The sequence below is a fragment of the Saccharopolyspora karakumensis genome (assembly GCF_004349225.1).
Classification (GTDB): Bacteria; Actinomycetota; Actinomycetes; order Mycobacteriales; family Pseudonocardiaceae; genus Saccharopolyspora; species Saccharopolyspora endophytica.
The window spans coordinates 26,108-53,023 of sequence record NZ_SMLA01000008.1 but is presented as its reverse complement, the minus strand read 5'-3'; the positions used below and the strand labels follow the sequence as shown (position 1 = coordinate 53,023).

Annotated in this window: 23 protein-coding genes and 2 pseudogenes; 7 read left to right on the top strand and 18 right to left on the bottom strand. The window is 66.1% G+C overall.

Going from position 1 to position 26,916, the window contains the following annotated elements; genetic code table 11:
- Nucleotides 1-267: 267 nt before the first annotated feature.
- The 3 genes from E1202_RS07985 to E1202_RS07975 form a co-directional block, all read right to left on the bottom strand.
- Complete coding sequence (locus E1202_RS07985; RefSeq protein ID WP_132681921.1) at nucleotides 268-1,626, bottom strand: MFS transporter; 1,359 nt, start codon at nucleotides 1,624-1,626, stop codon at nucleotides 268-270.
- Nucleotides 1,627-1,835: 209 nt separating this feature from the next.
- Nucleotides 1,836-3,053: a CaiB/BaiF CoA transferase family protein gene (locus tag E1202_RS07980; RefSeq protein WP_132681920.1), complete on the bottom strand. Its 1,218-nt coding sequence runs from the start codon at nucleotides 3,051-3,053 to the stop codon at nucleotides 1,836-1,838.
- Complete coding sequence (locus tag E1202_RS07975; RefSeq protein ID WP_132681919.1) at nucleotides 3,046-4,770, bottom strand: acyl-CoA dehydrogenase family protein; 1,725 nt, start codon at nucleotides 4,768-4,770, stop codon at nucleotides 3,046-3,048. The genes E1202_RS07980 and E1202_RS07975 overlap by 8 nt, the downstream gene beginning before the upstream one ends.
- Nucleotides 4,771-5,182: 412 nt before the next feature.
- Between E1202_RS07975 and E1202_RS07970 the strand changes: the two genes are divergently transcribed.
- Nucleotides 5,183-6,076: a LysR family transcriptional regulator gene (locus tag E1202_RS07970; RefSeq protein WP_132681918.1), complete on the top strand. Its 894-nt coding sequence runs from the start codon at nucleotides 5,183-5,185 to the stop codon at nucleotides 6,074-6,076.
- 1,024 nt (nucleotides 6,077-7,100) lie between these two features.
- Here the strand turns inward: E1202_RS07970 and E1202_RS07965 are convergent.
- The 5 genes from E1202_RS07965 to mftA all read right to left on the bottom strand — a co-directional run bounded on the left by E1202_RS07965 (nucleotide 7,101) and on the right by mftA (nucleotide 11,277).
- Nucleotides 7,101-7,499, bottom strand: coding sequence for an SDR family oxidoreductase (locus E1202_RS07965; RefSeq protein ID WP_207918515.1), 399 nt, complete (start codon nucleotides 7,497-7,499; stop codon nucleotides 7,101-7,103).
- Between the two features lie 819 nt (nucleotides 7,500-8,318).
- Nucleotides 8,319-9,566 (bottom strand): pre-mycofactocin synthase MftD, encoded by a 1,248-nt coding sequence (gene mftD / locus E1202_RS07955; protein ID WP_132682019.1) that lies wholly within the window; start codon nucleotides 9,564-9,566, stop codon nucleotides 8,319-8,321.
- A 40-nt stretch (nucleotides 9,567-9,606) separates the two neighbouring features.
- Complete coding sequence (gene mftC, locus E1202_RS07950; protein ID WP_132681916.1) at nucleotides 9,607-10,881, bottom strand: mycofactocin radical SAM maturase; 1,275 nt, start codon at nucleotides 10,879-10,881, stop codon at nucleotides 9,607-9,609.
- A complete protein-coding gene (mftB, locus tag E1202_RS07945) occupies nucleotides 10,878-11,162 on the bottom strand; it encodes a mycofactocin biosynthesis chaperone MftB (protein ID WP_132681915.1) in 285 nt (94 codons plus the stop codon). Before mftB ends, mftC begins: the two co-directional genes overlap by 4 nt.
- Nucleotides 11,163-11,175: 13 nt before the next feature.
- The gene (gene mftA / locus E1202_RS07940) at nucleotides 11,176-11,277 is read right to left on the bottom strand and encodes a mycofactocin precursor MftA (protein WP_132681914.1); all 102 of its coding nucleotides are present in this window, start codon (nucleotides 11,275-11,277) and stop codon (nucleotides 11,176-11,178) included.
- Nucleotides 11,278-11,422: 145 nt separating this feature from the next.
- Between mftA and mftR the strand changes: the two genes are divergently transcribed.
- Entirely contained in the window at nucleotides 11,423-12,013 is a 591-nt protein-coding gene (mftR, locus tag E1202_RS07935; protein WP_132681913.1) for a mycofactocin system transcriptional regulator, read from the top strand.
- Between the two features lie 349 nt (nucleotides 12,014-12,362).
- On the opposite strand, the gene E1202_RS07925 is transcribed toward mftR, so the two are convergent.
- The 4 genes from E1202_RS07925 to E1202_RS07910 form a co-directional block, all read right to left on the bottom strand.
- The gene (locus E1202_RS07925; protein WP_132681912.1) at nucleotides 12,363-13,166 is read right to left on the bottom strand and encodes an HpcH/HpaI aldolase/citrate lyase family protein; all 804 of its coding nucleotides are present in this window, start codon (nucleotides 13,164-13,166) and stop codon (nucleotides 12,363-12,365) included.
- Complete coding sequence (locus E1202_RS07920; RefSeq protein ID WP_235877852.1) at nucleotides 13,163-13,972, bottom strand: FAS1-like dehydratase domain-containing protein; 810 nt, start codon at nucleotides 13,970-13,972, stop codon at nucleotides 13,163-13,165. The genes E1202_RS07925 and E1202_RS07920 overlap by 4 nt, the downstream gene beginning before the upstream one ends.
- Nucleotides 13,973-14,199: 227 nt before the next feature.
- Nucleotides 14,200-14,634 (bottom strand): MFS transporter, encoded by a 435-nt coding sequence (locus E1202_RS07915; protein ID WP_132681911.1) that lies wholly within the window; start codon nucleotides 14,632-14,634, stop codon nucleotides 14,200-14,202.
- Between the two features lie 284 nt (nucleotides 14,635-14,918).
- Nucleotides 14,919-15,872, bottom strand: a complete 954-nt coding sequence (locus tag E1202_RS07910) for a LysR family transcriptional regulator (protein ID WP_132681910.1) — start codon at nucleotides 15,870-15,872, stop codon at nucleotides 14,919-14,921.
- Nucleotides 15,873-16,000: 128 nt separating this feature from the next.
- Here E1202_RS07910 and E1202_RS07905 point away from each other — a divergent pair, with 128 nt between their 5' ends.
- From E1202_RS07905 to E1202_RS07885, 5 genes and pseudogenes are all read left to right on the top strand, one after another.
- Nucleotides 16,001-17,185, top strand: coding sequence for a CaiB/BaiF CoA transferase family protein (locus E1202_RS07905; RefSeq protein ID WP_132681909.1), 1,185 nt, complete (start codon nucleotides 16,001-16,003; stop codon nucleotides 17,183-17,185).
- A 30-nt stretch (nucleotides 17,186-17,215) separates the two neighbouring features.
- Nucleotides 17,216-18,382 carry an acyl-CoA dehydrogenase family protein gene (locus tag E1202_RS07900; protein WP_132681908.1) on the top strand — a complete coding sequence of 389 codons (1,167 nt, stop codon included), beginning with the start codon at nucleotides 17,216-17,218 and terminating at the stop codon, nucleotides 18,380-18,382.
- Between the two features lie 91 nt (nucleotides 18,383-18,473).
- Nucleotides 18,474-18,928: pseudogene (locus tag E1202_RS32075) on the top strand (transposase); the annotation flags it as partial.
- 33 nt (nucleotides 18,929-18,961) lie between these two features.
- On the top strand, nucleotides 18,962-19,510 hold the full coding sequence (locus tag E1202_RS07890; RefSeq protein ID WP_235877866.1) for a transposase: 549 nt from the start codon (nucleotides 18,962-18,964) through the stop codon (nucleotides 19,508-19,510).
- Between the two features lie 233 nt (nucleotides 19,511-19,743).
- Complete coding sequence (locus E1202_RS07885; protein ID WP_235877850.1) at nucleotides 19,744-20,022, top strand: hypothetical protein; 279 nt, start codon at nucleotides 19,744-19,746, stop codon at nucleotides 20,020-20,022.
- A 423-nt stretch (nucleotides 20,023-20,445) separates the two neighbouring features.
- Here E1202_RS07885 and E1202_RS31715 read toward each other — a convergent pair whose 3' ends face one another.
- From E1202_RS31715 to E1202_RS07855, 6 genes and pseudogenes are all read right to left on the bottom strand, one after another.
- Nucleotides 20,446-20,619, bottom strand: a complete 174-nt coding sequence (locus E1202_RS31715) for a hypothetical protein (RefSeq protein WP_207918506.1) — start codon at nucleotides 20,617-20,619, stop codon at nucleotides 20,446-20,448.
- Between the two features lie 166 nt (nucleotides 20,620-20,785).
- Nucleotides 20,786-22,102 carry an MmgE/PrpD family protein gene (locus E1202_RS07875; protein ID WP_207918505.1) on the bottom strand — a complete coding sequence of 439 codons (1,317 nt, stop codon included), beginning with the start codon at nucleotides 22,100-22,102 and terminating at the stop codon, nucleotides 20,786-20,788.
- Nucleotides 22,099-22,362 carry a hypothetical protein gene (locus E1202_RS07870; protein WP_132681905.1) on the bottom strand — a complete coding sequence of 88 codons (264 nt, stop codon included), beginning with the start codon at nucleotides 22,360-22,362 and terminating at the stop codon, nucleotides 22,099-22,101. Before E1202_RS07870 ends, E1202_RS07875 begins: the two co-directional genes overlap by 4 nt.
- A 10-nt stretch (nucleotides 22,363-22,372) precedes the next feature.
- Nucleotides 22,373-23,763 (bottom strand): annotated as a pseudogene (gene pntB / locus E1202_RS07865) (Re/Si-specific NAD(P)(+) transhydrogenase subunit beta).
- 94 nt (nucleotides 23,764-23,857) lie between these two features.
- Nucleotides 23,858-25,387, bottom strand: a complete 1,530-nt coding sequence (locus E1202_RS07860) for a Re/Si-specific NAD(P)(+) transhydrogenase subunit alpha (protein WP_132681904.1) — start codon at nucleotides 25,385-25,387, stop codon at nucleotides 23,858-23,860.
- A gap of 87 nt (nucleotides 25,388-25,474) precedes the next feature.
- Nucleotides 25,475-26,854: an NAD(P)/FAD-dependent oxidoreductase gene (locus tag E1202_RS07855; RefSeq protein WP_132681903.1), complete on the bottom strand. Its 1,380-nt coding sequence runs from the start codon at nucleotides 26,852-26,854 to the stop codon at nucleotides 25,475-25,477.
- Between the last annotated feature and the right edge of the window lie 62 nt (nucleotides 26,855-26,916).

Sequence of the window (26,916 nt, the reverse complement as noted above, 5' to 3'; positions counted from 1 at the left end):
GTGCGGTTTTGCCACGGCCATGCGTCAGCACGGGGTGCGCCGGGGAGACGGAGTGGCTTCCATGCCGGGCAACGGCAGTGCCAACACGGCGGCAGCCTTAGCCGCATCCCCTTCGCGCGGTGCCACCCGCCCCGATCTTCTTCATCGCCGAGGCTTTCGACATCCAACCCATCGGAGCCTGCCGGTCGCCCCTCGAAGAGCCTCAGCAACTCGGCTTGCCCTCGTGGCCCACCCGGGTGCAGCACTCTCAGCCCTTCTCCACCACTTTCACGCCGGAGTCCGAGTTCCGGCGACCGCGGCGGGACTGCCCTGGGACGCGAGCACGTTGCTGCGACGGATCAGTGCGATCGCGCACACCAAGGTCAGCACGACGTATCCCAGTCCCAGCGCGACGACGGACGCGATGGACCCGGTGCGGGTGAGCAGGAACTGGCAGGCGATCGGCGCGGTTCCAGCGAAGAGCGTGGTGCACAGCTGGTAGCACAACGAGATCGCGGTGTACCTGACCTCGACCGGGAAAACCTGGGCCAGCAGACCGGCCAGGGCCGCGTAGTACATGGCGTGCGGGGCCGTCGCCAATGCCATGCCGAGGATCGACAGCCCCATGGATCCAGTGTTGATCAGCGCGAACATCGCTGGCAGCAGCACGATCTCGGGCAACAGCATCCACAAGACCGCCCGCTTCAGGTTGACACGGGTCGCCAGCACGGCACCGAGCGGTTGTGTGAAGACCTGTACCACGAGCGCGATCGTGATCACCATCAGGAATGACGACCGGCTAAAGTCCAGTTCCTTCGTCGCCCAGGACAGCGCGAACGTCGTCTTGACATAGGTGATGGCCACCCCCGCAGTGCCCGCACCCACGCCGAGTGCGACCAGGATCGGAAACCGTCCGAGCACATCCTTGATCGGCAGCTTCGACCGCTGCTTCGACTCGATGATCGCGCGCATCTCCGGTGTTTCGCTGAGCTGGAGCCGGATGAACAGGCCGATGAACACCAGCACGGCCGATGCCAGGAACGGCAACCGCCAACCCCAGGACTCGAACGCACTGTCGGACAGGTACGCGATTCCCAGGAATGCCAGCGTTGCCAGCAGGTTCCCGACCGGTGAGCCCTGCTGGGCGAAGGCACCGTAGAGGATCTTCTTGCCGGGCGGGGCATACTCTGTGGCGATGAGCACCGCGCCGCCCCACTCTCCACCCATGGCGACGCCCTGCACCATCCGCAGCGCAATCAGCAGCACCGGTGCGGCGGCCCCGATTTGGGCGTAGCCCGGCAGCAATCCGACGCAGAAGGTGGCCCCACCCATCAGCACCAACGTGATGATCAGCGCCTTCTTGCGCCCGAATCGGTCGCCGAAGTGGCCGAAGACCACGCCGCCGAGTGGGCGGGCGAGGAAGCCGACCCAGAAGGTGGCGAACGCGGCGAGGGTACCCAGCGCCGGTGAAGCCTCGGGGAAGAAGATCTTGCCGAGCACCAATGCTGACGCCGAACCGTAGATGTAGAAGTCGAACCACTCGATGGTCGTTCCGACGAACGCGGTGATCCCGGCCTTCCGCGCTTCGCGAGCGCGGGCCGGCGCGTGTTCGGCGCCGACGGTCCCGCTGCGCTCTGGTCGCTCCATTGCGATCTCCTCTCGTGGCACCGTCCCGTCACGCGAGGCTCATCAGCAAATCCAGCAGATTACTGCGTCACGACATGCGCATCACTGTGACAGCCGCATTAGGACTTGTCCAAGACCAATCGGACTCCCCGACAAGACTGATCAGATCTCAATTCTTGGGCGTTGGACGCCCTCTCAGCGATGTGCGCCGGTGACCGAGCACGCCTCGCTCACGACACGCCTCCCAGGAGGTGGTCGATCTCGGCGTCGCTGTAGCCGATTTCGGCGAGGATGTCGCGACTGTGCTCGCCCAGCAAAGGAGGGGCGGCGCGCAGTTCCGGCCGCTTACCGCGGAAGTTGACCGGGAACCGGATCTGCTCCAGCGGACCGACGGCTGGATGATCGACCGTGCCGATCATGCCCAGGACCTGCGTCTGTTCGGAGGCGTAAATTTCGTCGAGTGAGCGGATCGGCGTAACCGGAACCCCTGCCTCGCCCAGCTGCGCACACCACTCTTCGACCGTGCGTTCCCGCAGAGTGGCCTCGAGCTCCGCGTTGAGCGCCTCGCGGTGGGTCACGCGGTCGGCGTTGGTGGTGAACCTCTGATCCTCCAGCAGCTCGTCGCGTCGGATGGTCCGGCACAGCAGCCGCCACATCTCCTGGTTGCCGACCGCGATCACGAATTCTCCATCGGAGGCCGGATACGCCTGGTAGGGAACCAGGTTGGGATGACCGGAACCGAGTCGTCGAGGCCGCTCCCGCGTTGCGAAGTAGCCGGTGGACCAGCTGACGTGCAGCGCGAGTTGGCTCTCGAACAGGGACGTGGTCACGTACTGCCCTCGTCCTGTGCGGGCGCGCTCGACCAACGCCGAGGTCACACCGATGATGCCGAACAGCGCGGCGCTGAGATCGGCCATCGCGAACCCCGCCTTGAGCGGCGGTCCGTCGGGCTCGCCGGTCAACGACATCAGTCCCGCGGCAGCCTGCGCCACCATGTCGTAACCCGGTTCCCACCGCATCGGGCCGGAGTCGCCGAAGGCGGAGATGTGGAGCACGACCAGCTCGGGGTACTGCTCGCAGAGGCTCTCGTAGCTGTAGAGCTCCTGCAGCGAGCTGCCCGGCCGGAAGTTCTCCACGACCACGTCGGCGGTGGAGATCAACCGGTGCACCACCTCCTGCCCCTCGGGGGACTTCAGATCCAGAACCACCGACCGCTTGTTGCGGTTGGCCGACAGGTAGTAGGTGGCGTCGGGGCCGTTGAACGGGGGCCCCCACTTGCGGGTCGGGTCTCCCCCGTCGGGGTGTTCGACCTTCACGACATCAGCGCCCAGATCCGCGAGCGACATCGTGACGTAGGGGCCGGCCAGGATCTTCGACAGGTCGACGACTCGAACACCGGCCAGCGGACCGGCCGCGTCCCGGGGTGCACCGGAAGGCCGTTCAGGCACGAGCGCCTCCCGGAGCCGCGCCGGGAATCACCTCGTAGGCCGCTCTGGCGGTTTCGGCATCCACGTTGCCGCCGTCGGCGATCTGCTCCAGTGCGTGCAGCGCGGGCGCGCCGACCAGCTGTCCGGCCATGAGCCGGTGCAACCAGGTGTGGGCAACCAGCAGCTTGCGGTGGCCGAGCCCGACCTCCAACTCATGACCCGCCTGTTCCAGGAGCAGCGTGGCCATCGCGGTGTTGCAGAGGTCGTCCGCGTAGGCCGCGACACAGACCTGCTGGTCGAACCACTCGGCAGCGAGGAGGGCGTCTCCCCGCCCCCGCAAAACCTCCCAGCGCTCGACCAGCTCGTTGGCCGCCGGTTGGAGCTCCGGGTCGGCGAGGTCCGCGAGCCGTCCGACGTAGGTGTCGACGAGCAGAGCGTGCGCTCGTTCCCGGCGCATGCACCGCAGGACATCGAGGGCGATCACGTTCGACGAGCCTTCCCAGATCGACCCGAGGTAGGCGTCGCGCACGAGTCGCGGGTTGATCCAGTCTTCGATGTACCCGTTGCCTCCGCGGACCTCCATAGCCTCACCGGTGACCTGGCGCGCCCGCTTGCACAGGGTGTGCTTGGCGAGCGGGGTGAGGATCCGGATCAGCGCTGCTGACTGATGGTCCCCGGCGTCGGCCGCGTCGAGCTTGTCCGCCGCTTCGAGCACCAGTCCGAGCGACGCCTCCGCGTCGAGCAGCAGCGGCAGCAGCGTCGACCGCATCAGCGGCTGGTCGAACAGCAGCGCACCGAACGCCTCTCGCTGACGCGTGTGGTCCACCGCCTCCAGGACCGCGCGCCGCATCAGCGCGCTGGCCCGCATCGCGTTGGAAAGCCGGGAAACGTTGAGCATTTCGGCCATCTGCACGAAACCGCGCGTCAGGTCACCGACCGGCCGGGCGTACGCGCCCTCCAGGGTGACCTCGCCGCTCGCCATGGAACGGGTGCCGAACTTGTCCTTCAGGCGGTCGATCCGGATGGCGTTGCGAGTGCCGTCCGGCCGGTGCTTGGGAACCATGAACAGCCCGAGACCACGGGTCCCCTCCCCCTGCCCGGGGACTCGGGCGAGCGTGAGGATCACATCAGCGGAGACGTTGGAGCAGAACCACTTGTGGCCGTCCAGCGTCCAGTGGTCGCCGTGATCGGTCGCGACGGTGGCGGTCCGGCCGACGTCGCTTCCCCCTTGCTTCTCGGTCATGAACATCGCGCCGGTGGCCGTCTTGGCCGGGTCGAGGTCGGTCAGCGCGTTGATCTCGGCGGTGAAGTTCTCCGGGTCGAACAGCCTCAGCACCCGCGCCGCCGAATCCGTCATCGAGACGGGGCAGGCGAGACCGAACTCCGACTGCACGAACAGGTAGGACACGGCGTACTTGACCAGGTGCGGAACCCTGGTCGGCCATCCGAACACGCCGGGCCGGTGCGACATCGCGGCGAGCCCGAAGGTGCCGAACGCGATCTCGCACATGCGTTCGTACGCCGGGTGGAACTCTACCTCGTCCATCCGCGAACCGTCCGGGGCGAACTGCCTCAGCGCGGGCGGGTTGCGATCGGCCGTGGTGGCCAATGCGTCCAGTTCGTTCCCGGCGAGTTCCCCGAGTTCACCGAGGAACGGCGCCAGACGAGCGCTGTCCTCAGCGGGAAGGTAGCTCCCGAGCAGCGGCCGGAGAGCGGGGTCTCGATCGGCGAAGTTCACACTGATCCTCTCACGAAGTCTGGACTGAGCGAGCGGAACTCGAAGACGTGCGCACCCGGCGGTCAGCGCGAGCGGTGACCCGGGGCAGAGCTCGCTGCCCGTTGACGCTCCCGCACCCCGCCTCCGCGTGATGCGGGTGAACCTCACCTTGGCAGCACCATTGAGAATCGTCCAATATTAAAAGGACTCCTCAGTGAGACGTCACCCAACTCAATCACTGCGCAGCCAGCCTGCTGCCGAACCGACGACGCGATGAGGTTGAGAGCCGGGGAAAGATCGTCCGACCACGGCACTTGGCGCCGAGCCGACGACATCAAGTCGAGTGAGGCCACAGAACCGCCTGGTCATATCACCGATGTCAACTTAATCTGTCCTGGCGCGGCCACACACAGCGATGACGAGGCGGATGCAGATGGAGCTGAGACACCTGGCGGGATTCGTCGCCGTTGCCGAGGAGCGGCACTTCGGACGTGCGGCAGCACGCCTGCACGTGTCCCAGTCCCCGCTCAGCCAGCAGATCCGCCTTCTCGAACGCGATCTGGGAATCACCCTGTTCGACCGCAGCACCAGATCGGTGAAGTTGACCGCTGCCGGCGAGACCATGCTCGCCCCGGCACGGGAGGTGCTGGCGGCGGCGGCCGTGGCGCGCCGCGCCGCTCGTGCCGCAGGACAAGGACAGGTGGGTCGGGTCTCCCTCGGATTCGCGGGGACCAGCAGCGCGGTCACCATGCCGCTCCTCACCAGGGCCGTCACCGCAGAGCTCCCGGGCATCGAGTTCGTCCTCCAAGGCCCGCACTACTCGGGCGAGACCGTGGGCAGGGTCGCCGACGGGAGTCTCGACCTGGCCTTCGCCACAGTGTCGAACAACCGCGGACTGCACAACCGCGTGGTGCGCAAGGACCGCTTGATGCTGGCCGTGGCGGATTCCCACCCGCTGGCAGCAGAGGAGGAAGTGTCACTCGGCGACCTGGCCGACGAGTCCTTCGTGACGTTCCCCTCGGCACGCGGCTCGGAGGTGCGGGATCTCAGCGTGCGCTCCTGCCTCGAAGCAGGCTTCACCCCGCGGATCGCGCAGGAGGCCCCGGACTCGTTCAGCCTCCTCGCTTTGGTCGGTGCCAGCGTCGGGATCGCCCTCGTCGTGGAAGCAGCGCGCACCATCACCCTGGACCACGTGGTGTTCATCCCTCTGAAGGATCCCGCCCCGGTGCTCCCGGTCTCCTTGGTCTGGCGTTCAACAGATGAGTCGGCGGCGCTGCACGCGGTGCTGCACGTGGCAGAGGAAGTCCTGCCGACCGCGCGCAGCTGAGTCGATTTTCCGCTTACCGGCCCAGAACATCGGTCTTGGACCACCGGCTCCCTCTGCCAGGCCGTTCTGGCGACCCTGCTCGTCGAGCCGTCCGCGTGGGAGGCGAAGTCCGGCCACGGCACCCGCAAAGCACTGGTCGCCGACGCGTTCCTCCAGCGCCTGTTCGCGCCCCACGACCTTCCGGTCGAGGCGCTGAGAGATCTCACGATGATCGTCGAGGGGCGTGGGGACGACAACGGGCCCGAGGCGGGGTGATGCCACGAGATGAGGTGGCCCGGCAGGCGACGGGTAGCCGCGATCACCGGCTCGGGCAAGTGATCACGATCAGCACCAGGTTGCCCCACCGCGCGACGGCACCACGGGAAACGGCGGAGTGCACGCCTACTGCGTTGCGAGCCGCGATCACCACTGATCCACAGCGAAAAACAAAAATGCCCGTTGACCTGCGAATACTCGCAGATCAACGGGCATTTCTCACCGGTCGGGACGGCGGGATTCGAACCCACGACCCCTTGACCCCCAGTACGTCCGCGCCGGTGTTTTACCTGGTCAGGAGAGCACTGGGGGTACGAGGGTGGTGGTTCCGCGAGCCTGACGCGGGGACCGTGCACACCGTGCGGTCCCCGCCTGGTCCCCACACCCGCCGCCGCACCGGCGGCACGAGGATTGTGACCCCGTAAGTCCTACGTGGACGTCGTGCGCACCGTGCGGTCCCCGCTTGGTCCTCGGGAGCCCACCGCACCAATTAGATTCATTCGCTACTGAAGTTCTCGCACGCACAGAGCATCAGGCGCGACGGGGACCTTATGCCCCCGAGCGATCACCAAGCTTGGGGGCCGTTGCGATCCACCGCAGCCGCACGGCCTGCAACGGAAAACCCCCAAACCTGAGCAGACCCGACGTGTGCCCCCACGGTGAGCGTCAGGCGGGCTGTTGTACCCGCCTGCGGATGGTGATCTAATCGGTTCAGGGAACGAGAGCAAACTTCTCGACCGTCGAGCCCGGCACATGGTATCCGTTCTGGTCACGGGTCTGATCGATGTGCGCGGCAATGTCGTCGGCGGTGGCGACAGGCGCATCGGAAGGCACGTGGTGCCCGCCGGTCACCCGATGAGAGGCGGGCATAACGACCACGCGCGATGGAAATCGCCTCGTGGTTATACGGGTTCTTCTCGCTGGCGAGGTAACTCGCCATTGCGGTGACCATCTCGGGCTCGCCGTGCGCTGGCGTTGTGGGCAATCCAGCGAGGGTTTCGAGGTTCATGCCGGCGGCCATCCGGTTGGCGGCGGCAGGGAGAATGGTGTTCGTCTTGATCCCGTTTGGGGCGCCTTCGAGGGCCACGACTTTGGCCAAGTCCAGTACCGCTCCCGTGGCTGCCGCGTAGTTGGCTTGTTCGGGCTGCCGAAGAGGCCAGCGGCGGATGCCGTGAACACGATCCTGTCGTACCCCTTGTCCCGCATCACGGCGAACGCGGGCTGGGTAACGTAGAACGCCCTCTTTACATGGACGTCGAGGACGTGTCGATCGCTTCGGGAGTCAGCTCCTGGCTCATCGCCAACGCCAGCCCCAAATCACCCAAGCTCGCCGAACGGGCCAATCACCCGGACCTTGGCTGGTTATGGCCAGATCCCAGCTATTTTCGCAATGCGCTCCGGTGCGCCCGGTATTCGGTGCGAATGGTTCCCATGTCCTGTTCCCTCGAAGTGGCCGCGTTATAACAGGCACCGCAAAAGCGGCCGGAAGCGAAGAGCTTCGCGGCGTGTTCTGGAGGTGTGTTTCGGGGATCGGCCTCCCCGAGGCAAATACCCTGGTGGCCCGCGACCTTGCACAGACACGCGCACAACATGTTCACCGCGCTCTATTCCTTTCAGGATCAGCCGTTGGTTGGATGACCTCGGCGGCGATTGGTAAGTTGATGGTGAACCGGTCTCCCACATCTCCGCAGTCAACGATCTCGAAAGATCGGTGCCTCCGAGTCGGCCTGCACCGCGACGATCGTCGTCGACGTCTGCGTGATGCGCGGTGCTAGATCCCACCAGAGATGCCGAGGGCAATGTGAGAGGCTGCGGCGACACGGTCTGACCGAACCGGAGCTGTTCCAGGGCAGAAGCGCGAGTCCACCGCGGTACGCGAAGCACTCACAGCGACTTCCAGGGTTTCGGCGAGGTCGCGACGACGCGCCCGTGCGGTGGAATCAAACTGCGCCATGCCGGTGACGGGAGCGCTTAGCGCTCCCACACGTCACAGACCGGCCGAGACCTGCGGCACCGAACCACCGAGCTCGCGGTGAAAGCCTTCAGGTACGAGCAGGTGTTCCGGAGTTAGGTCCTGCACCGAGGGGACCGCGAGGCCACGGAGGGCCGAGTCGATTCCTCCGCGCAGGATGTCCAGGACGTTTTCCACCCCGGGCTGCCCGTTGGCCGCCAATCCCCATAGGTAGGACCGTCCGATGAGGACTGCCTTGGCTCCGAGGGCCACGGCCTTGGCGACATCCGAGCCCCGGCGCACGCCTCCGTCCATGACGACATCGACCTGGTGGCCGACACGGTCGGCGATCGGCTTGACCATCCGGATGGCCGCAGGCGTCCCGTCGAGGTTGTTGCCGCCGTGGTTCGAGACCGACAGACCGGCAACACCGGCATCGACCGCGCGCAGTGCGTCGTCGACCCGGCACACCCCCTTGAGCACGAACGGGGTGCCGGAGATCTGCCGCCACTGCTCGGCCATCCAAGCCACATCGTCCCAGCTCGGCGGGGGGGTGGTCATCCACTCGTAGTACGCGCCGAAGAAGGTCGGCGCGGCGCCGCCCGGCGGGGCGAGATTGGGCGCGGTGAGATCGGGGACGACGCCCGAGGCCGCGAACGTCGACAGCCAGCGGAGCTTCGTGGCGACCTTGGGTGCCATCCGGACCATGGTCTTGAGGTCCACCTTCTCGGGAATCTCGGGGCTGCCCCAGTCGCGCCCCATCGAAAACGACCAGTCGAGCGTGGCCATCAGCCCTCGGGCTCCGGCCCGATGGGCTCGAGTCATCCGCTGGACCATAGTCTCCCGGTCACCGGTCCAGTACATCTGGAAGAAAGTGGTGGCTCCAGTCGCCGTCACGTCCTCCACCGATTTGGACGCGAAGTTCGACAGCCCCATGACGGTGCCGCGCGCGGCAGCCGCCCGAGCCACCGCCACCTCCCCCTCCGGATGTACGGCCTGCACACCCGTGGGGCTGATCAGCACCGGCAACGAGACGTCCTGACCGAACACGCGCGTGCCGATAGAACGTTCCTGCGTTTGACCGGCCACGTGCGGGGCCAGACCGATCTCGCCGAAGGCGGCCTGATTGTCCGCGACGGTCTGGCCACGCTCACTGCCCGCCACCAGCGCCCCGTACACCGGAGCGGGCAGTCGCTCGCGCGCGCGCTGCTGCGCGACGGCCACCGATTCGAACCAGGGATTCTGCTTCCACGGGTTCTCGACCCTCGAAAGCCAGGAAGGCATGTTGGACACGATGGTTTCCTCTGATCACACGTCGGGACGGTCAGGTGGTCGGAGCGGTCGGATCGAAGCCGGCCAAGGGGCTTTCAGCACACGCGGACACCGGCGCGGCCTTCGGGCTGATCGCAGTCTCCAAATTCTCTGGCCGTCGAGAGAGCTGCAACAGGACGGGCTGGTTGCGGGTCGGAGTCGTCCTCGAGTGGTCCTGGCTGGCTGCCGGGATCGTGCGCCCCTGTGCGAGCGCTGCCTCGCCAAACCCGCGGACGCACTCCGGGTCGGGGCCGTCCAGCGGTAGACCGGTGAAGAACTTCGCGGCCATGCACCCGCCACGGCAGGAATCGAAGAACTGGCAGCTGCTGCAGGTACCGCCGGTTTGCGGAGACCGGAGCTCGGTGAACAACGAGGACGTCTGCCAGACCTGCTGGAAGCCGCCTTCGGCCAGGACGTTGCCCGCGTGGAAGTCGTCGTGGATGGCGAAGGGACACGCGTACACGTCCCCGACCGGGTCGATCAGGCACACCACTCGCCCGGCACCGCACAGGTTCAGCCCGGGAAGTGACTCACCGAAAGCAGAGAGGTGGAAGAAGGAGTCGCCGGTGAGCACGTTCTCACCGTTGGCCATCAACCAGTCGTAGAGAACCCGCTGCTGCTCCGGAAGAGGATGCAGGTCATCCCACACATCGGCCCCGCGCCCGGACGGACGCAACCGCGTCAGTCGCAGCGTCGCACCGTATCGGTCAGCGAGCGCCTTGAACTCATCGAGCTGCAGGATGTTCTCCCGCGTGCACACCACCGAGATCTTCGCGTCCTCAAAACCGGCACGCTGCAGGTTCTCCAACGCCTGGATCGCGGTGGCGTAGGTACCCGGGCCGCGGACGCGGTCATTGACCTCGGCTGTGGCACCGTCGAGCGAGATCTGCACGTCGACGTAATCCGTGGACGCCAGGAACCGTGCGCGCTCAGGGGTGAGGCGAATCCCGTTGGTGGAGAACTTCACCCCGACATCATGGGCAACCGCGTACTCGAGCAACTCCCAGAAGTCCGGGCGAATCGTCGGCTCACCACCCCCGATGTTGACGTAGAAGACCTGCACCCGCTGCAACTCATCGATGATCGCCTTGCACTGCTCAGTCGTCAGCTCACGCGGGTCGCGTCGACCACTGGAAGAAAGGCAGTGCGCGCACTCAAGATTGCAGGCGTAAGTCAACTCCCAGGTCAAGCAGATCGGCGCGTCGAGACCGTACTCGAACTGATCGACCAGACTGCCTCCCACCGGGCGCTGCACCGCATTGGCGGGATGCTCGGTAGTGACGGTCATGCAGTCACCTCTTCATCACGTCGAAGGATCACGTCGGCAGCCGCAAGACCACGCAGCGCAGCGACATAGGAGGAGAACTGGCGCTCCGGAACACCAGCGCAGGCAAGCGCACAACGGATGTGGGGCTGCTCGGCGAGCCCCCGGACCACCGCCACCAACTCGGGCCGCTTCAAAAACATCAGCTTGCGATTGCCGAAGTGATACGCCAGCGCACCGAAAGGTTCCGGACGCAGGCGCACCGACGGCGACAGGGTCCAGGGCTCGTCGAGCATCGCTGCCATCCGGATCGCCGCCTCAGTACACGCCGCACATGCCGTCGATCGACACCTCTTCGACCAGCAATTCCTCAGCGACTTCGGCGGTTTCAGGCTCGGACTGCGCGCCGGACGTCTCCATGACTGGCTCCTCACATGTCCCCGGGTGGGACACCCTCGACGTTATGGCACCGGGGGCCAAAAGTCGACGGGTATGACGCACCGCTTTCGCCCGCATTCCCAATGGCCATGCAGAACCGGAAGCCAGCACCGGTAGATTCACCCCCGTGACGAGCGAGAAACCACGGCTCGGGCGGCCGGTCGCGACCTCCCACGCCCAGATCGAGAAAGCGGCATTCCGGCTCTTCGCCGAGCACGGATTCGACGGCACCACCATCGCCGCGATCGCCGCCGAAGCCGGGATCGGACGCCGCACACTGTTCCGCTACTACCAATCCAAGAACGACATCCCCTGGGGCCAGTTCGACCGCCGCCTGAACGACTTCCGCACAATCCTCAACGATCAACCCAACGATCTGCCACTTCACGAAGCCGTCCACCGCAGCATCGTCGAGTTCAACCAATTCCCCGACAACGCCGCACCCACCCACCGCGAACGCATGCAGATCATCCTCACCACACCCGAGCTGCAGGCACACTCCGTACTGCGCTACACGCAATGGCGCGCAGTCATCGCCGACTACGTCGCCCACCGCACAGGCCACTCCCCCGATGACCTACTCCCCCGAGCCGCCGGCCACATCTCGCTCGCTTTGTCGATGTCGGCTTACGAGATGTGGCTGAAGGACCCGTATGCACCACTGACCCCCCTTCTCGAGGAGGCCATGCTCAACCTGCAGTCCTACCTCCGGAACTGACGGGCACGAACGAGCTGCGCTCAAGAACCGCCCCAAGCCTCGAATCACTCTCGCTGACGAGCTGACCCGCTGTGCAAGTGACCCTCCATATGCGGAATCCCTGCAGCACACCCCCTCGCGTCCTACCAGTGGTGGTTGTTGGCTTGCCCGACCAGCAACACCAACGGTCGCCCGGTGCCCTCGCACTGCTAGGCCAGGACGGTTCCGCCCTTCGCCCGAGCACGGGCCGCCCGTCGCTCACTCGTACCGCACACCTTCTCGCCCCGCCACCTCGAGACGACTGCCTTGACCATTCCCGCCACGCATGGCCCCGCCAATATCGACCTCTCGATGAGCCGCCAGCACCACCTCACGCGCCAAGAATTCGACGAGCGCGTTCCAACACAGGCTTGTCGATCATCTGCCCGTTCACGCGGGTGACCGATTCACCGGCCTCGATGACGGTGCGGGCCCATTTCCTGTCGCTCTCGGACGGCGCGAACCCGTCTGAGACAATCGGGACCTGGTTCGGGTGGATGCACAGCTTGCCGGTGAAGCCGAGGCGGCTGGCGTGCTCGATGTCGGCGTTCAGAGCCACGGTGTCCTCGATCGAGATCGTCACGCCGTCGATGGGCGGCGCCAGCTTCTCTGCGGCTGAGGCGCTGACCAGCTTGGACCGCGCGTACGTCAGCGCCAGGTGGTCGTTGGGTGCGACGCCGACTTCGGCGCCGAAGTCGGCGTTTCCGAAGGCGAGGCGGATGATTCCGGCCGTGGCGCACACTTCGTTGGCGCGCTCGATTCCGGCGGCGGTCTCGACCAGCGCCACTAGGTCGCACTTTCCGGCCGTGCACCATCCGAGGTCGGCCAGCGCGGCAACGGAATCGGCCTTGGGGACCATAATCGGGCAGCCGTACCGCATCGCGGTGTCGAGATCGGCCTCGAACCAGGTCGTTTCGAAGGGGTTGATGCGCACCAGGGCGGCATTGCCGTGTTCCAGCCATTCCGAGACGTAGCCGCGCGCACGGTCCTTGTCAGCAGCGGAGACGGCGTCTTCGAGATCAACAACCACGACGTCGGCACCTGAGGCGGCGGCCTTGTCGAAACGGTCGGGCCGGTGACCGGGCACGAACAAGAAGCTGCGGGCGGTGGCGATCTGATCGCGGGTCAGTCTCACGCGAACATCACCTCCGCCGTCGCGTGCCGATCATCCCGGTGCGTCGCCACCTGCAGCATAGCCCCATCGGCTGAAGGATTTCCGGACGCCACGATCTGTTCCCGTGAGAAAACGGGGCTGCGCAGACGGAACGACAGTGAACGCACTCGTCGCGAATCGTTGCGCCGCACCAGCTCCAGCATCAACACCGCCAGCAACGGACCGTGCACGACGAGCTCCGGGTAGCCCTCCTCTTCCCGCACATACGGACTGTCGTAGTGGATGCGATGCGCGTTCGCGGTCAACGCACTGAACCGGAACAGCAGCGCCGGATCAGGCCGTGCAGCCAGCTGCCAATCACCGCCCGGTTGCGGTGTCGCCGACGTGTCCACCGCATCAGGATGATCCCCCGCGCTCCGGTCGGACCGGTACACGATGTCCTGTTCCTCTACCAGACACGTGTGCCCGTGCTGGCGGAATTCGTTGCGCTGGGTCACGAACACCATCTCGCCGGTCCGCCCCTGCTTGACCGCGACGTTGGCGATACTGCTGGTCCGCTCGGTGCGCGCACCGACGCTCAGCGGCTCGGCGATCTCGCAACGGCCGCCGGCGAACATCCGCTGCCGGCCCGGGATCGGCGGCAGGAAGTGCCCGTTGCCGGGATGACCGTCCTCACCCAACTCATCCTGCTTCGGCCAGCGCAGAAAGTACAACCAGTGCCACAGTGGTGGCAGCGCCTCTCCCACTCCGGCAACAGGTCTCGACTGGTTCAGCACAGCCGACAACGCCGCCACCGGCGCCGCCGACAGCACCTCATCGTCGGTCAACGGACACGGATCCCACGAATCCACATAAGTTCCCAGCACGCTCGAACGGGTTGGCATGCGCCCTCCAAATCGTTGATCGGCGGGTGTGCACGGCGCGCACACCCGCCGATCCGGAATCATTCTTTCTGACTGAGCCCGAGTCAGCTCACACTCTTCGGGCACCGAATCAATGTCGCCCAAAGGCGACTGCTTGGGCGGCTCACGCACAAGCAACTTCGTGATGAACGTCAAGGGGATGCACCCCGTGACGTACCAGAAGAAGGCGCCTTCGACACCGGCTTTTTCAAGGTCAGGGCGATCGACTCGGCCATCCAGCCGAACGTGGCGGTGATCAGTGCGTGGCACAACCCCACTCCCAGCGCGAGTACCTTGGTCGGAAACATCTCGGGCTTGATGATCGACGACAGCGTCGAGTATCCGCACACGAAAGTTAGCCCGACGACCATCAGTATGAACGCCACGATGGGGCTATGGGCTTCTCCGGGCACGGTCATGAGCGGCACGGTCAGCACCATCAGACAGATCGAGAAGATGAACATGACCGGGCGCCACCCGATGTGGTTCGACAACGCTCCGACTAACGGCTGAAACGGCATGAAGAACAGCAAGGCGCAGAAGTTGATGACCGCCGCGGTCGGCTTGGGAATGCCTGCGGTGTTCACAAAGTACTTCTGCAGGTAGGTGTGGTGAAGATGTAGAAGGCGACCGTGCCGCCGAGGGTGAACCCGAGAACTGAGTGTTCCTGAGGCAACCGACTCGACTCCGGTGCTCGGTCCGTTGGTGACACACATCATGTGCGGCTATGCATCGAGTTGGGAAATAGAAATCCGTGATATCTGCATTCCTCAACGGCATCGAAGTCCTGACCGCTGCCTCTTTCGTCACGGGCACGGTCAACATGCAGGACACGTCGGCCGCGCCAGGCCGAAGAGGGTGGCCGTTGCAGTTACTCGTGGCGCACGTCGGCCCCGTTTTCCGGGAGCTGCGCCGAAGGCCATCTCCACTGGCGCACCGCAGTGTTGATGAGGTGGGTCAGCTCTCGTACGACGACTTCGACCGCCGGTGGCGTACGGCCCGCCCGCTGCGTTCCGAGCACGACCGAGCGGTACACGTCCGGCTCGCACAGTGGAGCCGCGCTCAATTCGCCCCGGGCGACGTCGGCGGCGATACCTGCAGCCGGCAGGATGGTCCAGCCGTATCCAGCCTGAACGAGCTGCTTCTGCACCCACATCGAGTTCGTCTGGACGACCGCGTTCACCTTTGACTTCGCCCGAGCGGCCGCCTCGTCGACCAACGTGCGCAAGGCGTGACCCGCGGCCGGCATCACGAGCGGATGCGTGCTGACCTCCTCGAAGGGGACGGGCCGGTCCGGGCTCAGCGCGTCCAACGGCGGCGCCACCGCCCACAGGCTCTCCTGCACCAGCGGCTGCGCGTTGAGCGAGGGCGTGCTGGGCAGGTTGTAGAGCAACGTCAGATCCAGGTCTCCCTCGTCGAGCCATTGCTGGAGATGCCCCGAATAACCAGTCATCAACCGCAGCTCGATACCGGGATGGTTCTGGGCGATCACTGACACCAGGGGCTCGGCGAGCAGAGCGGTCGTGCTTTCAAGCAGGCCGACGGTGACGAGCCCGGTGACCACACCGGGTGTGGGCTGCAGCTCGACGCGAGCGCGTTCGAGCTCGTTGAGCGCTCGCCGCGCGCGGTCAACCATGACCGTGCCGGCTTCAGTGGGCCGCATTCCCTGCCGGGTGCGTTCGAACAGCGGGATCCCGAGCTCCTGTTCCAGGGTGCGGATCTGCCGGGTCACGGCGGGCTGGACCAGGTGCAACAGTTCCGCAGCTCGGGTGACGCTGCCCACCTCCGCAACCGTCACAAGCGCCTTGAGCTGCTTGACGTCCACGGCCACTTCCTCCTATCCGCACCGAGCATGCCTACATCAGAAATTGCTATTTCACGAACCCTCTCATGAAAGCTCATGATGCTCCTCATGGCGCGAACGCGGAAGACGAGGCCAATGGAGGTCAGCGCATGAGTGAGCTCCCGCTCGCGGGCATCACGGTGGTCAGCATCGAGCAGGCGGTGGCGGCACCGTTCGCCACTCGACAGCTCGCTGATCTGGGCGCCCGCGTGATCAAGATCGAACGCCCGGGCGGAGGTGACTTCGCGCGCCGCTACGACACCACCGTGCACGACCACTCGAGCTATTTCGTGTGGCTGAACCGCTCGAAGGAATCCCTCACGCTGGATCTCAAGTCCGCACAGGGACGGGACGTTCTCGACAAGCTGCTCGCCGAGGCCGATGTGTTCGTGCAGAACCTGGGACCGGGCGCGGCCAGTCGGCTCGGCCTCGACGCCGCGTCTCTGTCCGAGCGGTTCCCGTCGTTGATCCCCTGCTCGGTCTCCGGCTACGGAACGGACGGACCGTGGTCCGACCGCAAGGCCTACGACCTGCTCGTGCAATGCCAGACCGGACTGGTGTCGCTAACCGGAACCCCGGAGTCCTCGGCCCGCGTCGGCGTGTCCATCGCCGACATCTCCGCCGGGATGTACGCGTACTCGGGAATCCTCACCGCCTTGTTCACCCGTGCGACCACCGGCGAGGCCCGCGCCGTCGAGGTCTCGCTGTTCGAGGCGCTGGCGGAATGGATGAGCCAGCCCGCCTACTACACCCGCCACAGCGGCACCCAGCCCGCGCGGTTCGGAACCCAGCACGCCACGATCGCCCCCTACTGCGCCTACACCGCGGCCGACGGCAAGGACGTGTTGTTCTCCATCCAGAACGAGCACGAATGGATCGCTCTGTGTGAGCAGTTCCTCGAGCGCCCCGATCTCGCCGATGATGCACGCTTCGCGACGAACTCCGACCGCGTGGCCAACCGCGACGAGCTCAACGCGCTCGTGCGCGAGCGATTCGCCCGCACCGACAGCCGCGAGGTCATGAAGATCCTGGACCAGGCGGGTATCGCCAACGCCGGCGTCAACGACGTCGCCGAGTTCCTCGAACATCCCGTGCTGCGCGACCGCAACCGCTGGCGCGACGTGCAGATCCCTGGAGCCGTGGTGCAGGCCCTAGTCCCGCCCGCGGACCTGGCCGGAATCGAACCTCGCATGGACCCCGTTCCCGACCTCGGCCAGCACACCGACGACGTCCTCACCGGACTCGGCTACAGCCAGTCCGACATCGCCGGCCTGCGGACCGACAACGTCGTCTGACGGCCCACAGAAGATCACCAAGGAGCAAACGTGAACGCTCTCGACATCCTCTCCGAGGACGAGCAGTTCATCGTCAACACCGTCCACGACTTCGTCGACAAGGACGTGCGCCCGGTCGTCAACGAACTCGAACACGCCAACACCTACCCCGAGGACCTCATCGAGCAGATGAAGCAGCTCGGCATCTTCGGCCTGACCATCCCCGAGGAGTACGGCGGGACACCGGTTTCCACGCCGTGCTACGTGTTCATCACCGAAGAACTCGCACGCGGCTGGATGAGCCTGGCCGGCGCCATGGGCGGCCACACCGTCGTCTCCAAGCTGCTGCTGCACTTCGGCACCGAGGAGCAGAAGCGCCACTACCTGCCGAAGATGGCAACCGGGGAAATCCGGGCCACCATGGCCCTGACCGAACCGGGAGGCGGCTCCGATCTGCAGGCCATGCGCACCGTCGCACGCCGCGACGACGAGGGCTACCTGATCAACGGCTCCAAGACGTGGATCACCAACGCCCGCAGGTCCCAGCTGATCGCGCTGCTGTGCAAGACCGACCCGGACGCCAACCCGGCCCACAAGGGCATCTCGATCCTGCTGGTCGAACACGGCCCCGGACTGGAGGTCTCACGCGACCTGCCCAAGATCGGCTACAAGGGCGTTGAAAGCTGCGAGTTGTCCTTCGACGACCACCGGGTCGGCCCGGACGCCGTCCTCGGCGGCACCGAAGGCCAGGGCTTCTCGCAGATGATGAAAGGCCTGGAGACCGGACGACTGCAGGTCGCCGGACGCGCTCTCGGCGTCGCCCGAGCCGCACTGGAAGACTCGCTGAACTACGCCCAGGAGCGCGAGTCGTTCGGCAAGCCCATCTGGAAGCACCAGTCCGTCGGCAACTACCTGGCCGACATGGCCACCTCATTCTCCGCCGCCCGCCAGCTGACCCTGCACGCCGCCCAGGAGTACGACGCCGGACGTCGCGTGGACATGGAAGCCGGAATGGCCAAACTCTTCGCCTCGGAAACGGCGATGGAGATCGCGCTCAACGCCGTCCGCGTCCACGGCGGCTACGGCTACTCCACCGAATTCGACGTCGAACGCTACTTCCGCGACGCCCCGCTGATGATCGTCGGCGAGGGCACCAACGAGATCCAGCGCAACGTCATCGTCCGCCAACTGGTCCAACGAGGCGGCCTCGACGCCTGACCTGTGGGTGTGCGGGCTCTTGACGCCAGCACCTGAAAGCCGGGGCACCCGATCCCTCTACAGGGCCCTAGTAGCATTTCGTTAAGTCTTGATCTCGCATGTTGCTGATCTTGTTGCGGTGGAACGTCTTCGGGATGAGTCAAGCGAGTTCGTGGGTGAGGTGTTCGCCTCGGTATCGCGGAAGGATCAGCGGCGGCAGGGGGACTGTTTTTTTGCGCGGGTTGATGCTGGGCGGTCCGCGTAAGTCGATTCAGTCGAGGCCGAACGGTTGCCGGATGGGAACATGCAGGCCTTGCAGCAGTTTGTGAACCAGTCGCAGTGGGACCACGAGCCGGTGTTGCGCACGATAGTGGCCAAGGTGATCGACGCGATCGGTCCGCAGGCATGGGTGGTCGATGATGTTTCGTTTCCCAAGTCGGGTGATCAGTCGGTGGCGGTGGCGCGTCAGTACTACGGCGAAAAGTGGCGGCTGGCCTGGAAACTCTGGACGAGCTGACCGAGCAGGGGCTGGCGCCGCCGGTGGTGGTCGCCGATGCCGGTTACGGCCTCCACTGCACCGGGCCTATCAACAAGACCCGGATGTTGTGCCACAGTGAAAACCGAGGAATATCCCGAATCCAGACCCAGGCCGCCCGTGAAGACGCGTTGATCTACTTCGCCGACGAGGCCAGGATCCGCTCGGACTATCACTCCGGCACCACCTGGGCCCCAGTAGCCAACACCCCGGTGGTCGAGCGCACCGAAGCCCGATTCTCGGTCGACATGCTCTCGGCGGTCACCCCCGCCGGCACGCTGCGGTTCATGGTCAACGAGGGCAACACCACCGCCGCAGTGTCCATCGACTTCTGCAAACGCCTGCTACACGACGCACGCGGGCCGGGCTATCTCATCGTCGACGGACACCCCGCACACCGAGCCAAAGCCACGCAACGGTTCGTGGCCTCCACCGCGGCCAATAGCAGGACCGGCTGGCCGCCGTGCTGCAGGAAGGTCGCGCTGCGAACGGCTACACCGAGGATCAGCGGTGGCCTGACGCGGATGGCGGACCTGATCGCTCGGCTGTTCCGGGTCCAGTACACCCTGTGTGGAGTCTCAATGTCGTTGCATCGCATGAGATTCAGCCCATAAATGCCCGCGCATCGCCCGATCGAACGCGACGAAGAAGCCATCACGGCGTGGCGGCGTAGTTGTGGCGGCAGGCACAAAGCGGTCGCCAGTCTATTCTGCCACCCCGACACACGCCCACACTCGCTGTATCGGGTCAAAGTTCACCGTGCTCGCAGGGGCGAACGCCGCAGCCTCGCCGAAAATGGCTACGCCCCCTGCTGGATGCCGCCCACCAGTACCTGAAAGCCCCGATCGTGGCCATCTGGGAAAACCTCAACACCCACATCAGCCGCGATGCAGCAGTTGATCGCCAGCCGGGATTGCCTCCACGTCATTCAGCTACGGCCTACGCCCCCGACCTCAACCCCACCGAGAGCGTCTGGTCGAACGTCAAGGGCAGCCTCGCCGTCACCAACGTCGATCACCTCGCCACTGTCGTACGCAACCGACTCAAACGAATCCAATTCCGAGCCCACCTGCTGACCGGCTTCCTCGCCCAAAACCGGCCTCACCCCCGACCCGGAACCTCTTGATCATTCAACCTCTATAAATTCGGCGGCGCGTAGTCGCGACTCCTCGGAACGGCATTGCATCATGACGGCACGAGCGTCGATCGCCTCCGGAAACTGAACTGCCTGATTGGTCCTGCCCCTGGAATCTCGACTGGCGGAGTAGACAATTCACACGGAGGAGAGCGTGTTGACCACCGTGACCACACCCCGAGCTGGCCGAACCTCGGCCCCGGCGTCGAAACCGTCCTCGGTGGACAGCATGCTGAACGTCTGCGGGCCGACCATGAGGCGACGAGTCGGTAGTCGAACGTGCGACCCAGGCCCGCCCCGAGACGGCGTTGGATCTCCCCCATTATCAGGGCCTGGAGCGGGCCGTGTGGACGACGAGGTAGTCGCAGCCCTCCTGGCTCACATGGTCGTAGTGGATGCGGTGCGCGTTGTAGGTCAGGGCCGAGAACCGGCCAGGAAAGCTTCGTCGATCGCGAGGTCGATTCGGGCGGACCGCTCGGGCACCGGTCCCGGCTCACGCGCCGGCAGCGCCCCTGAGTCGGCGGAGCGGTATACGATGTCGTTCTCGTCGACCACGCGCACCTCGCTCTGGGAGAGCTCGAGCCGCACGGTTGACGAAGGTCAGCGGGCCGGTGCGGCCCGGCTGGCCGAAGCTCGCCCGCTCCGGCTGTAGGCTAGCGCGGCCTCCAGCACGGCCCGACCGACTCCGAGGCGCGGCCGGCCATCTAAAAGCTGGCCGATCTCGAGGCCGCACATTTGGGTGATGTCCTCGCCCTCAGTGTCGCTGAGCAGCTGGGACCGCGGGGCACCTGCATGTCGTCGAAGACGAGCTCGCAGCTCCTGCGATGCGAGTAGGTCGGGGTAAGCCCAGGGACAGGGTGCGGTGCAAGACCTGCGCAGACCCCGCCCATGTGATCTCGTCGGCGGGGACGTCGCTGCCGTCGAGGCATAGGGCGACCTTCTCCCCCAACTCGTCGTGGGTCGGTGGGCGCTGCGGGGAGCCTGGGGGGAACTGCAGAGACGCCTCATGGCATTCCTCGTCGGTGTGCACAACCACCCGGACCGTCCCCGCCAGCAGCCAGTCGCCCGAGTCCTCAAGCACCGTGTCGACGAGGTCGACCAGTCGTCTAGCCTCCGGACGCCGAACGGCCTCGTCGCCGAACTCCTCGAAGCCGTGGCGCTCGTCCAGCAGCGCGGTCGCGACGGCATATTCCAGGCTGAACTTGCCTTGGAGCCCGTCCGTGGGCCGATGGTGGATCAGCGGCTGCACGGTCGCGGCGGGGGTGTGCACCTCGATCCGGCGTACCGCAGCCGGGTCGACCGACACGCCGCGCACGGCCTCCCGCATCGCGGTGATCGGCCGTTGCAGGGCGTAGCACGCGGGGTAGATCTTGACCGCCAGCCCGCCGGGCACTGCGGGCCCGGACACGTCGACGACCGCGGGGTCGCCTCCGAGCAGCCGCAGCCAGTCCTCGACAGCGCCGGTGTCGGCGGTGGCGCCGGACGCAGCCAGCCCGGCAGCACGCACGCCGGCGTCGGCCGCCTGGCCGACCTGGAGCGATTTGGCGTCCGTCCCGAAGGCTCGCTGCACGCCACCCGCGGCGGGGACGGCTAGCGCCATCGCCCGGGCGAGTCCGTCGGCGTCGAGCCCCCGGGCCACCCCCGCCACCACCGCGGCGGCGAGCGCGCCAGCCGTGGTGGTCGCGTGCCAGCCGGAGGAGTAGTGCCGCCAGCCGAGGGACATGCCCAGCCGCGCCATGACACCGGCCCCGGCGAGGTAGGCGCGGGCCCCGCCCCCGGTGGCGAGCGCCACCGGGACGCACACGGTGCTGATGTGGGTGGTGGACTCCATGTGGAGGTCGTCGTAGTCGATGACGTGACTGGCCGTGGCCCAGCGGCCGGCCTCCCCCAGGGCCCGTGCTACCTCGAGGACGTCGTGACCGCGTGCCGCCACGGCCACCGCCACCGTGTCGCGCAGGGACCGCTCGGCGAGAGCCAGATCCTCGGCCGTGGGCTGGAGGCCACCGGCCCACCGCGCCAGCCGGACGGCCACATCGGCGGCGAGGTCCTCGTCGGAGTTCACCCAGGTCACTGCTTTTGTTCCCAGCCGTGGGCCACGAGGCCGCTGGCCCCGGTGCAGTCGTGTCCCAGCTTCGCCAAGACCGCCTCGTTGTGCTCCACCGCCTCGGAGATTTGAGCTCCTTCCTCGTTGGGAACCGCGATGTCGTGCCGAACATGTCGACCTGGGTCTTCTGCACCGTGGTTGGCACGATGCGTCGCGGTCAGCTCGAAGTTCGTCAACCCTTCCGCCGTGGAATTACAGGTGAGAACGGTACTGAACAAGGTGTGCACGGCTGCCCCCTCAGTGAGCTTCTTGCAGGTAGCGCTGGTCGAGCAGCGACGGGCGGTCCGGTGGAAGGGATTGAAGGATGTCGCCGACCCGGTCCTTGGCGTCGCCGAAGAGCATCTGGGTGTTGTCCTTGAAGAACAGCGGGTTCTGCACGCCGGCGTACCCGGTGGCCATGGAGCGCTTGAAGACAACGACATCGCGGGCGTTCCACACCTCCAGCACCGGCATGCCGGAGATCGGAGATCCGGGCTCCTCGACAGCGGCCGGGTTGACGGTGTCGTTGGCGCCGATGACGAGCACAACGTCCGTGTCGGTGAAGCTGGCGTTGATCTCATCCATGTCCAGGACGATGTCGTAGGGGACCTTGGCCTCGGCGAGCAGCACGTTCATGTGCCCCGGCAGTCGGCCAGCGACGGGGTGGATGCCGAAGCGGACGTCGACGCCCTTGGCGCGCAGCTTGGCGGTCAGGTCGGCGACGGGGTACTGCGCCTGCGCCACGGCCATGCCGTAGCCGGGGGTGATGACGACGGACTTGGCGTCGGCGAGCATCTCGGCGACCGCGTCGGCCTGGACCTCGCCATGCTCGCCGTAGTCCCTGGACTCCCCTGAGACGGCGCCGTCGGTGCCGAAGCCGCCAGCGACGACACTCACGAAAGAGCGGTTCATCGCCGTGCACATAATGTAGGACAGGATCGCGCCGGAGGAGCCGACCAGGGAGCCGGTGATGATCAGCAGGTCGTTGCTCAGCATGAAGCCGGCAGCGGCCGCGGCCCAGCCGGAGTAGGAGTTGAGCATCGACACCACGACCGGCATGTCGCCGCCGCCGACGGCCGCCACCAGGTGGAAGCCGAGGAAAAGCGCGAGCACGGTCATGACGCCCAGCGGCAGCAGCCCGGCCTGGGACTGGTCAGCCACGAACCACACCATCAACGCCGCCGAGGCGATCAGGATCGCCAGGTTGAGCAGGTGTCGCGCGGGCAGCACAGCGGCGCCGACTTCATCTTCGCGCTCAGCTTGAGGTTGGCCACGATCGAGCCGGTGAAGGTCACCGCGCCGATGAAGACGCCGAGGAACACCTCAACCGCATGGATCACGTCGCCGCCGTGCTCGGCGGCCTCGAAAAAGGAGTTATAGCCGACCAGCACCGCGGCCAGGCCGACGAAGCTGTGCAGCATCGCGACCAGCTCGGGCATGCCGGTCATCTCGGCCGTGCGCGCCTTCCAGGCGCCGATCAGCCCGCCGATGAGCATAGCGGCGATGATCATTCCGAGGACGGAGGTGACCTTGCCAAGGCCGTCGTACGACGCGTTTCGCGCAGCCAGCAGCAGCGTCGCGGCCAGCGCGACGGTCATGCCGACAATGCCGGCGATGTTGCCGCGCTTGGCGGTCTCGTGCTTGCTCAGGCCGGCGAGCGCGGCGATGAAGAGGACGCCGGCGATGTTGTAAGCCGCGGTGACCAGACCCGGCAGCCTCGGAGTTCAGGAAGTCGGTCATGGGTCAGTCCTTCCGGAACATCTCGAGCATGCGGAGGGTGACCAGGAAGCCACCGAAGATGTTGATGCTGGCGACCAGCACAGCGACGAGCGCGAACGCGGTCACCACGGGGTTGTCGCTGCCGACCTGCAGGATGCCGCCGACCAGGATGATCCCCGAGATCGCGTTGGTCTCGCTCATCAGGGGCGTGTGCAGGGCGTGCGCGACGTTGAAGATCACGTAGTAGCCCACGAAGACCGCCAACGCGAAGACCGTGAAGTGCCCCAGGAATGACGGCGGTGAATACGCCGCCAGCCCCGCGAACGCGAGCGCGGCCAGCGCCGCCGCAACGACCTTCCTGCGCGGGTCGGCCGGCTTCTCGGGCTCCTCTGGAGCATCCGGCTCCGCTGCGGGAGCGGCCGCCGGAACCGCAGACACCTGCACCGGCGGCGGGGGCCACGTCAACGCGCCGTCGCGGGTCACGGTGATTCCGCGCTGCACGACGTCGTCCATGTCCAGCTTCAGCTGCCCGTCCTTCTCCGGGGTGAGCAGCTTAAGCAGGTTGACGATGTTGGTGCCGTAGAGTTGGCTCGTCTGCGCGGCCAACCGGCTGGCGAGGTCGGTGTAGCCGAGCACGGTCACACCGTTCTCGGTCACCACCCGCTCGTCGGCCACCGTCTCGGCGGCGTTGCCGCCGTTAGCCGCGGCCATGTCGACGATCACGGAGCCGTTGCGCATCCCGGCGATTGTCTCCGCCGAGATCAGCCTCGGCGCCGGACTGCCCGGGACCAGCGCTGTCGTGATGACGATGTCGGCATTGCGCGTCTCCTCGTCGTACATCGCCGCGGTCGCCGCCTCTTGCTCGGCAGTCATCTCCTTGGCGTAGCCGTCGGAGGACACCTCGGATTTGAAGTCGACCTGCACGAACTCCGCGCCCATCGACTCGACCTGCTCGGCCACCTCGGGCCGCACGTCGAAGGCACGCACCACCGCACCCATCGCCGACGCCGCACCGATCGCCGCCAGGCCGGCGACACCGGCACCGACCACGAACACCCGCGCCGGCGGCACCTTGCCCGCCGCCGTCGCCTGGCCGGTGAACATCCGACCGAACTCGTAAGCCGCCTCGACCGCGGCGCGGTAGCCCGCAACGTTGGCGATCGACGACAGCACGTCCATCGACTGAGCCCGCGAGATCCGCGGCACCGCGTCCATCGCCAGCGCGGTCACCCCCTGGTCCCGGAACCGCTCGACCAGCTCCGGGCTGCGGGCCGGCGCCATCATCGAGATCACCGTCGCACCCGAGCGCAGCCGGGTGACCTCGTCGTCGGTGGGGGCGTTGACCTTCACCACGACGTCACTGGACCACACTGCCTCCGCGTCGACGACCGCGAACCCGGCCGCTTCGAACGCCTCGTCCGACTGGTCCGCAGCCACGCCGGCGCCGCGTTCGACGACCACCTCGTAACCGAGCTCCTCCACCTGTACGGCTGTCTTCACGGTCGCCACCAGGGTCTCCCCCGGTTTCGACTCACGGGGAAACCCGATCAACACTCGATACCTCCTAAGAGCCCGTGCATGCGCTACACCGCCTCCCGAATAGGTTGCAATGCTCTCCCGCCCGATTCGAACCTCAACGAACTATCGCCCAGCGATCCGGTCTGCGAGCCGCGCCGGCCACGCGGTGCGCTCCGTGTCTCGACGCGCTTCCATACGGTCAGCGATCGAATACGCCTTATAGAGCCCATGTGCGCCTACCCACCTCAGTGGCTCAGGCTCCCAGCGCCGTGGCATAGGCCTCACCCAGGGAAGTTCGGTCAGCTCCGTGGATTTGCCGCAGAGCAAGTCCGCCACGATCCGGGCGCCGACGTAGGAAGCCGTCAGCCCCTGCCCCGCGTATCCGCCAACCCTGGTAATTCCATTCGAAGGATCCGTGTCTACGAAAGGAGACCAGTCACGGGTCACGCCGATAACTCCGCACCAGGCGTGGACGGGTCGCGCGGAGACCTGGGGGAAGAGGTCACGCAACAGGTTACTCAGAGCGGTCACAGTCTTTTCGTCGACCCTGCCATCGTGATCGAGCTTGGATGCGAATCGGTAGGGATGGCCTCGTCCGCCGATGGCGATTCGACCATCTGGTGTGCGCTGGCCGTAAAAGAAGGTATGAGCCACGCCGCGGATTCCTTCCGCACTCTCCCAACCGACCATTCGCCACTGCTCGTCGGTCAGGGGCTCAGTCACCATCATTGCGCTGTTCATCGGAAGCAGGGAGCGGCTGCGCCCTGTCTCCCGTCCGGAGTATCCCTCGGTCGCAACGACGATGTGCTGTCTGGCCCGCACAGTGAAGTCGCCGACTCTGAGACGGCGTCCATCGGTGACGTTGTGCACCCGAGACGACGTGTAGATCGCTGCCCCACTTGATGCTGCAAGGTTAGCAACAGCAAGAACGAGCTTGTAAGGGTCTACGCGGTAGTTGTCCGGCGAGTACAGGCCTCCGAGCGCCCCGCTCACCTTGACCCGATTGCGAACCTCCTCAGCACCCAACAGACGCACCCGTTCAGGCTCCACACCCCAGCTCTGCGCGTCCATAAGGTGATGCTTGATCCGTGCCAACTCGCTCCTGGACCGCGCGATCTCCAGCCACCCGCCGTGGTGCGCGTCGATCTCGCTGGCCCCGAGAATCTCGACAATCTCGTGGATCGAGCTCGCCAGAACACGATCGATCGCGAGAACACCCGCTCGTCCCGAAGTGCCTCGCGCTAGGACTCGTCGCATTCCAACCGGTTTCGCCGAGAGCCACCCACCGTTGCGTCCCGACGCGCCGTATCCGATTTCCTCGCCCTCGAAGACCGCCACCTCGAGGCTGGGGTCACGCTGTTTGAGCACCCACGCCGTCCACAGCCCGGTCAAACCCCCTCCGATGATCGCGACATCTACATTCAAGTCCTCGTCTAGCCGAGGCCAGTTCGCAGATGAGGCCCCAGCGTTCGACCTCCAGTAGGATATTTCGCCGTTCTTCACGAGTGCTCCGATATTTGTGAGAGGGTTATGGCGGTCGCTGCGATCTGGCCCCCGGGCAAGAG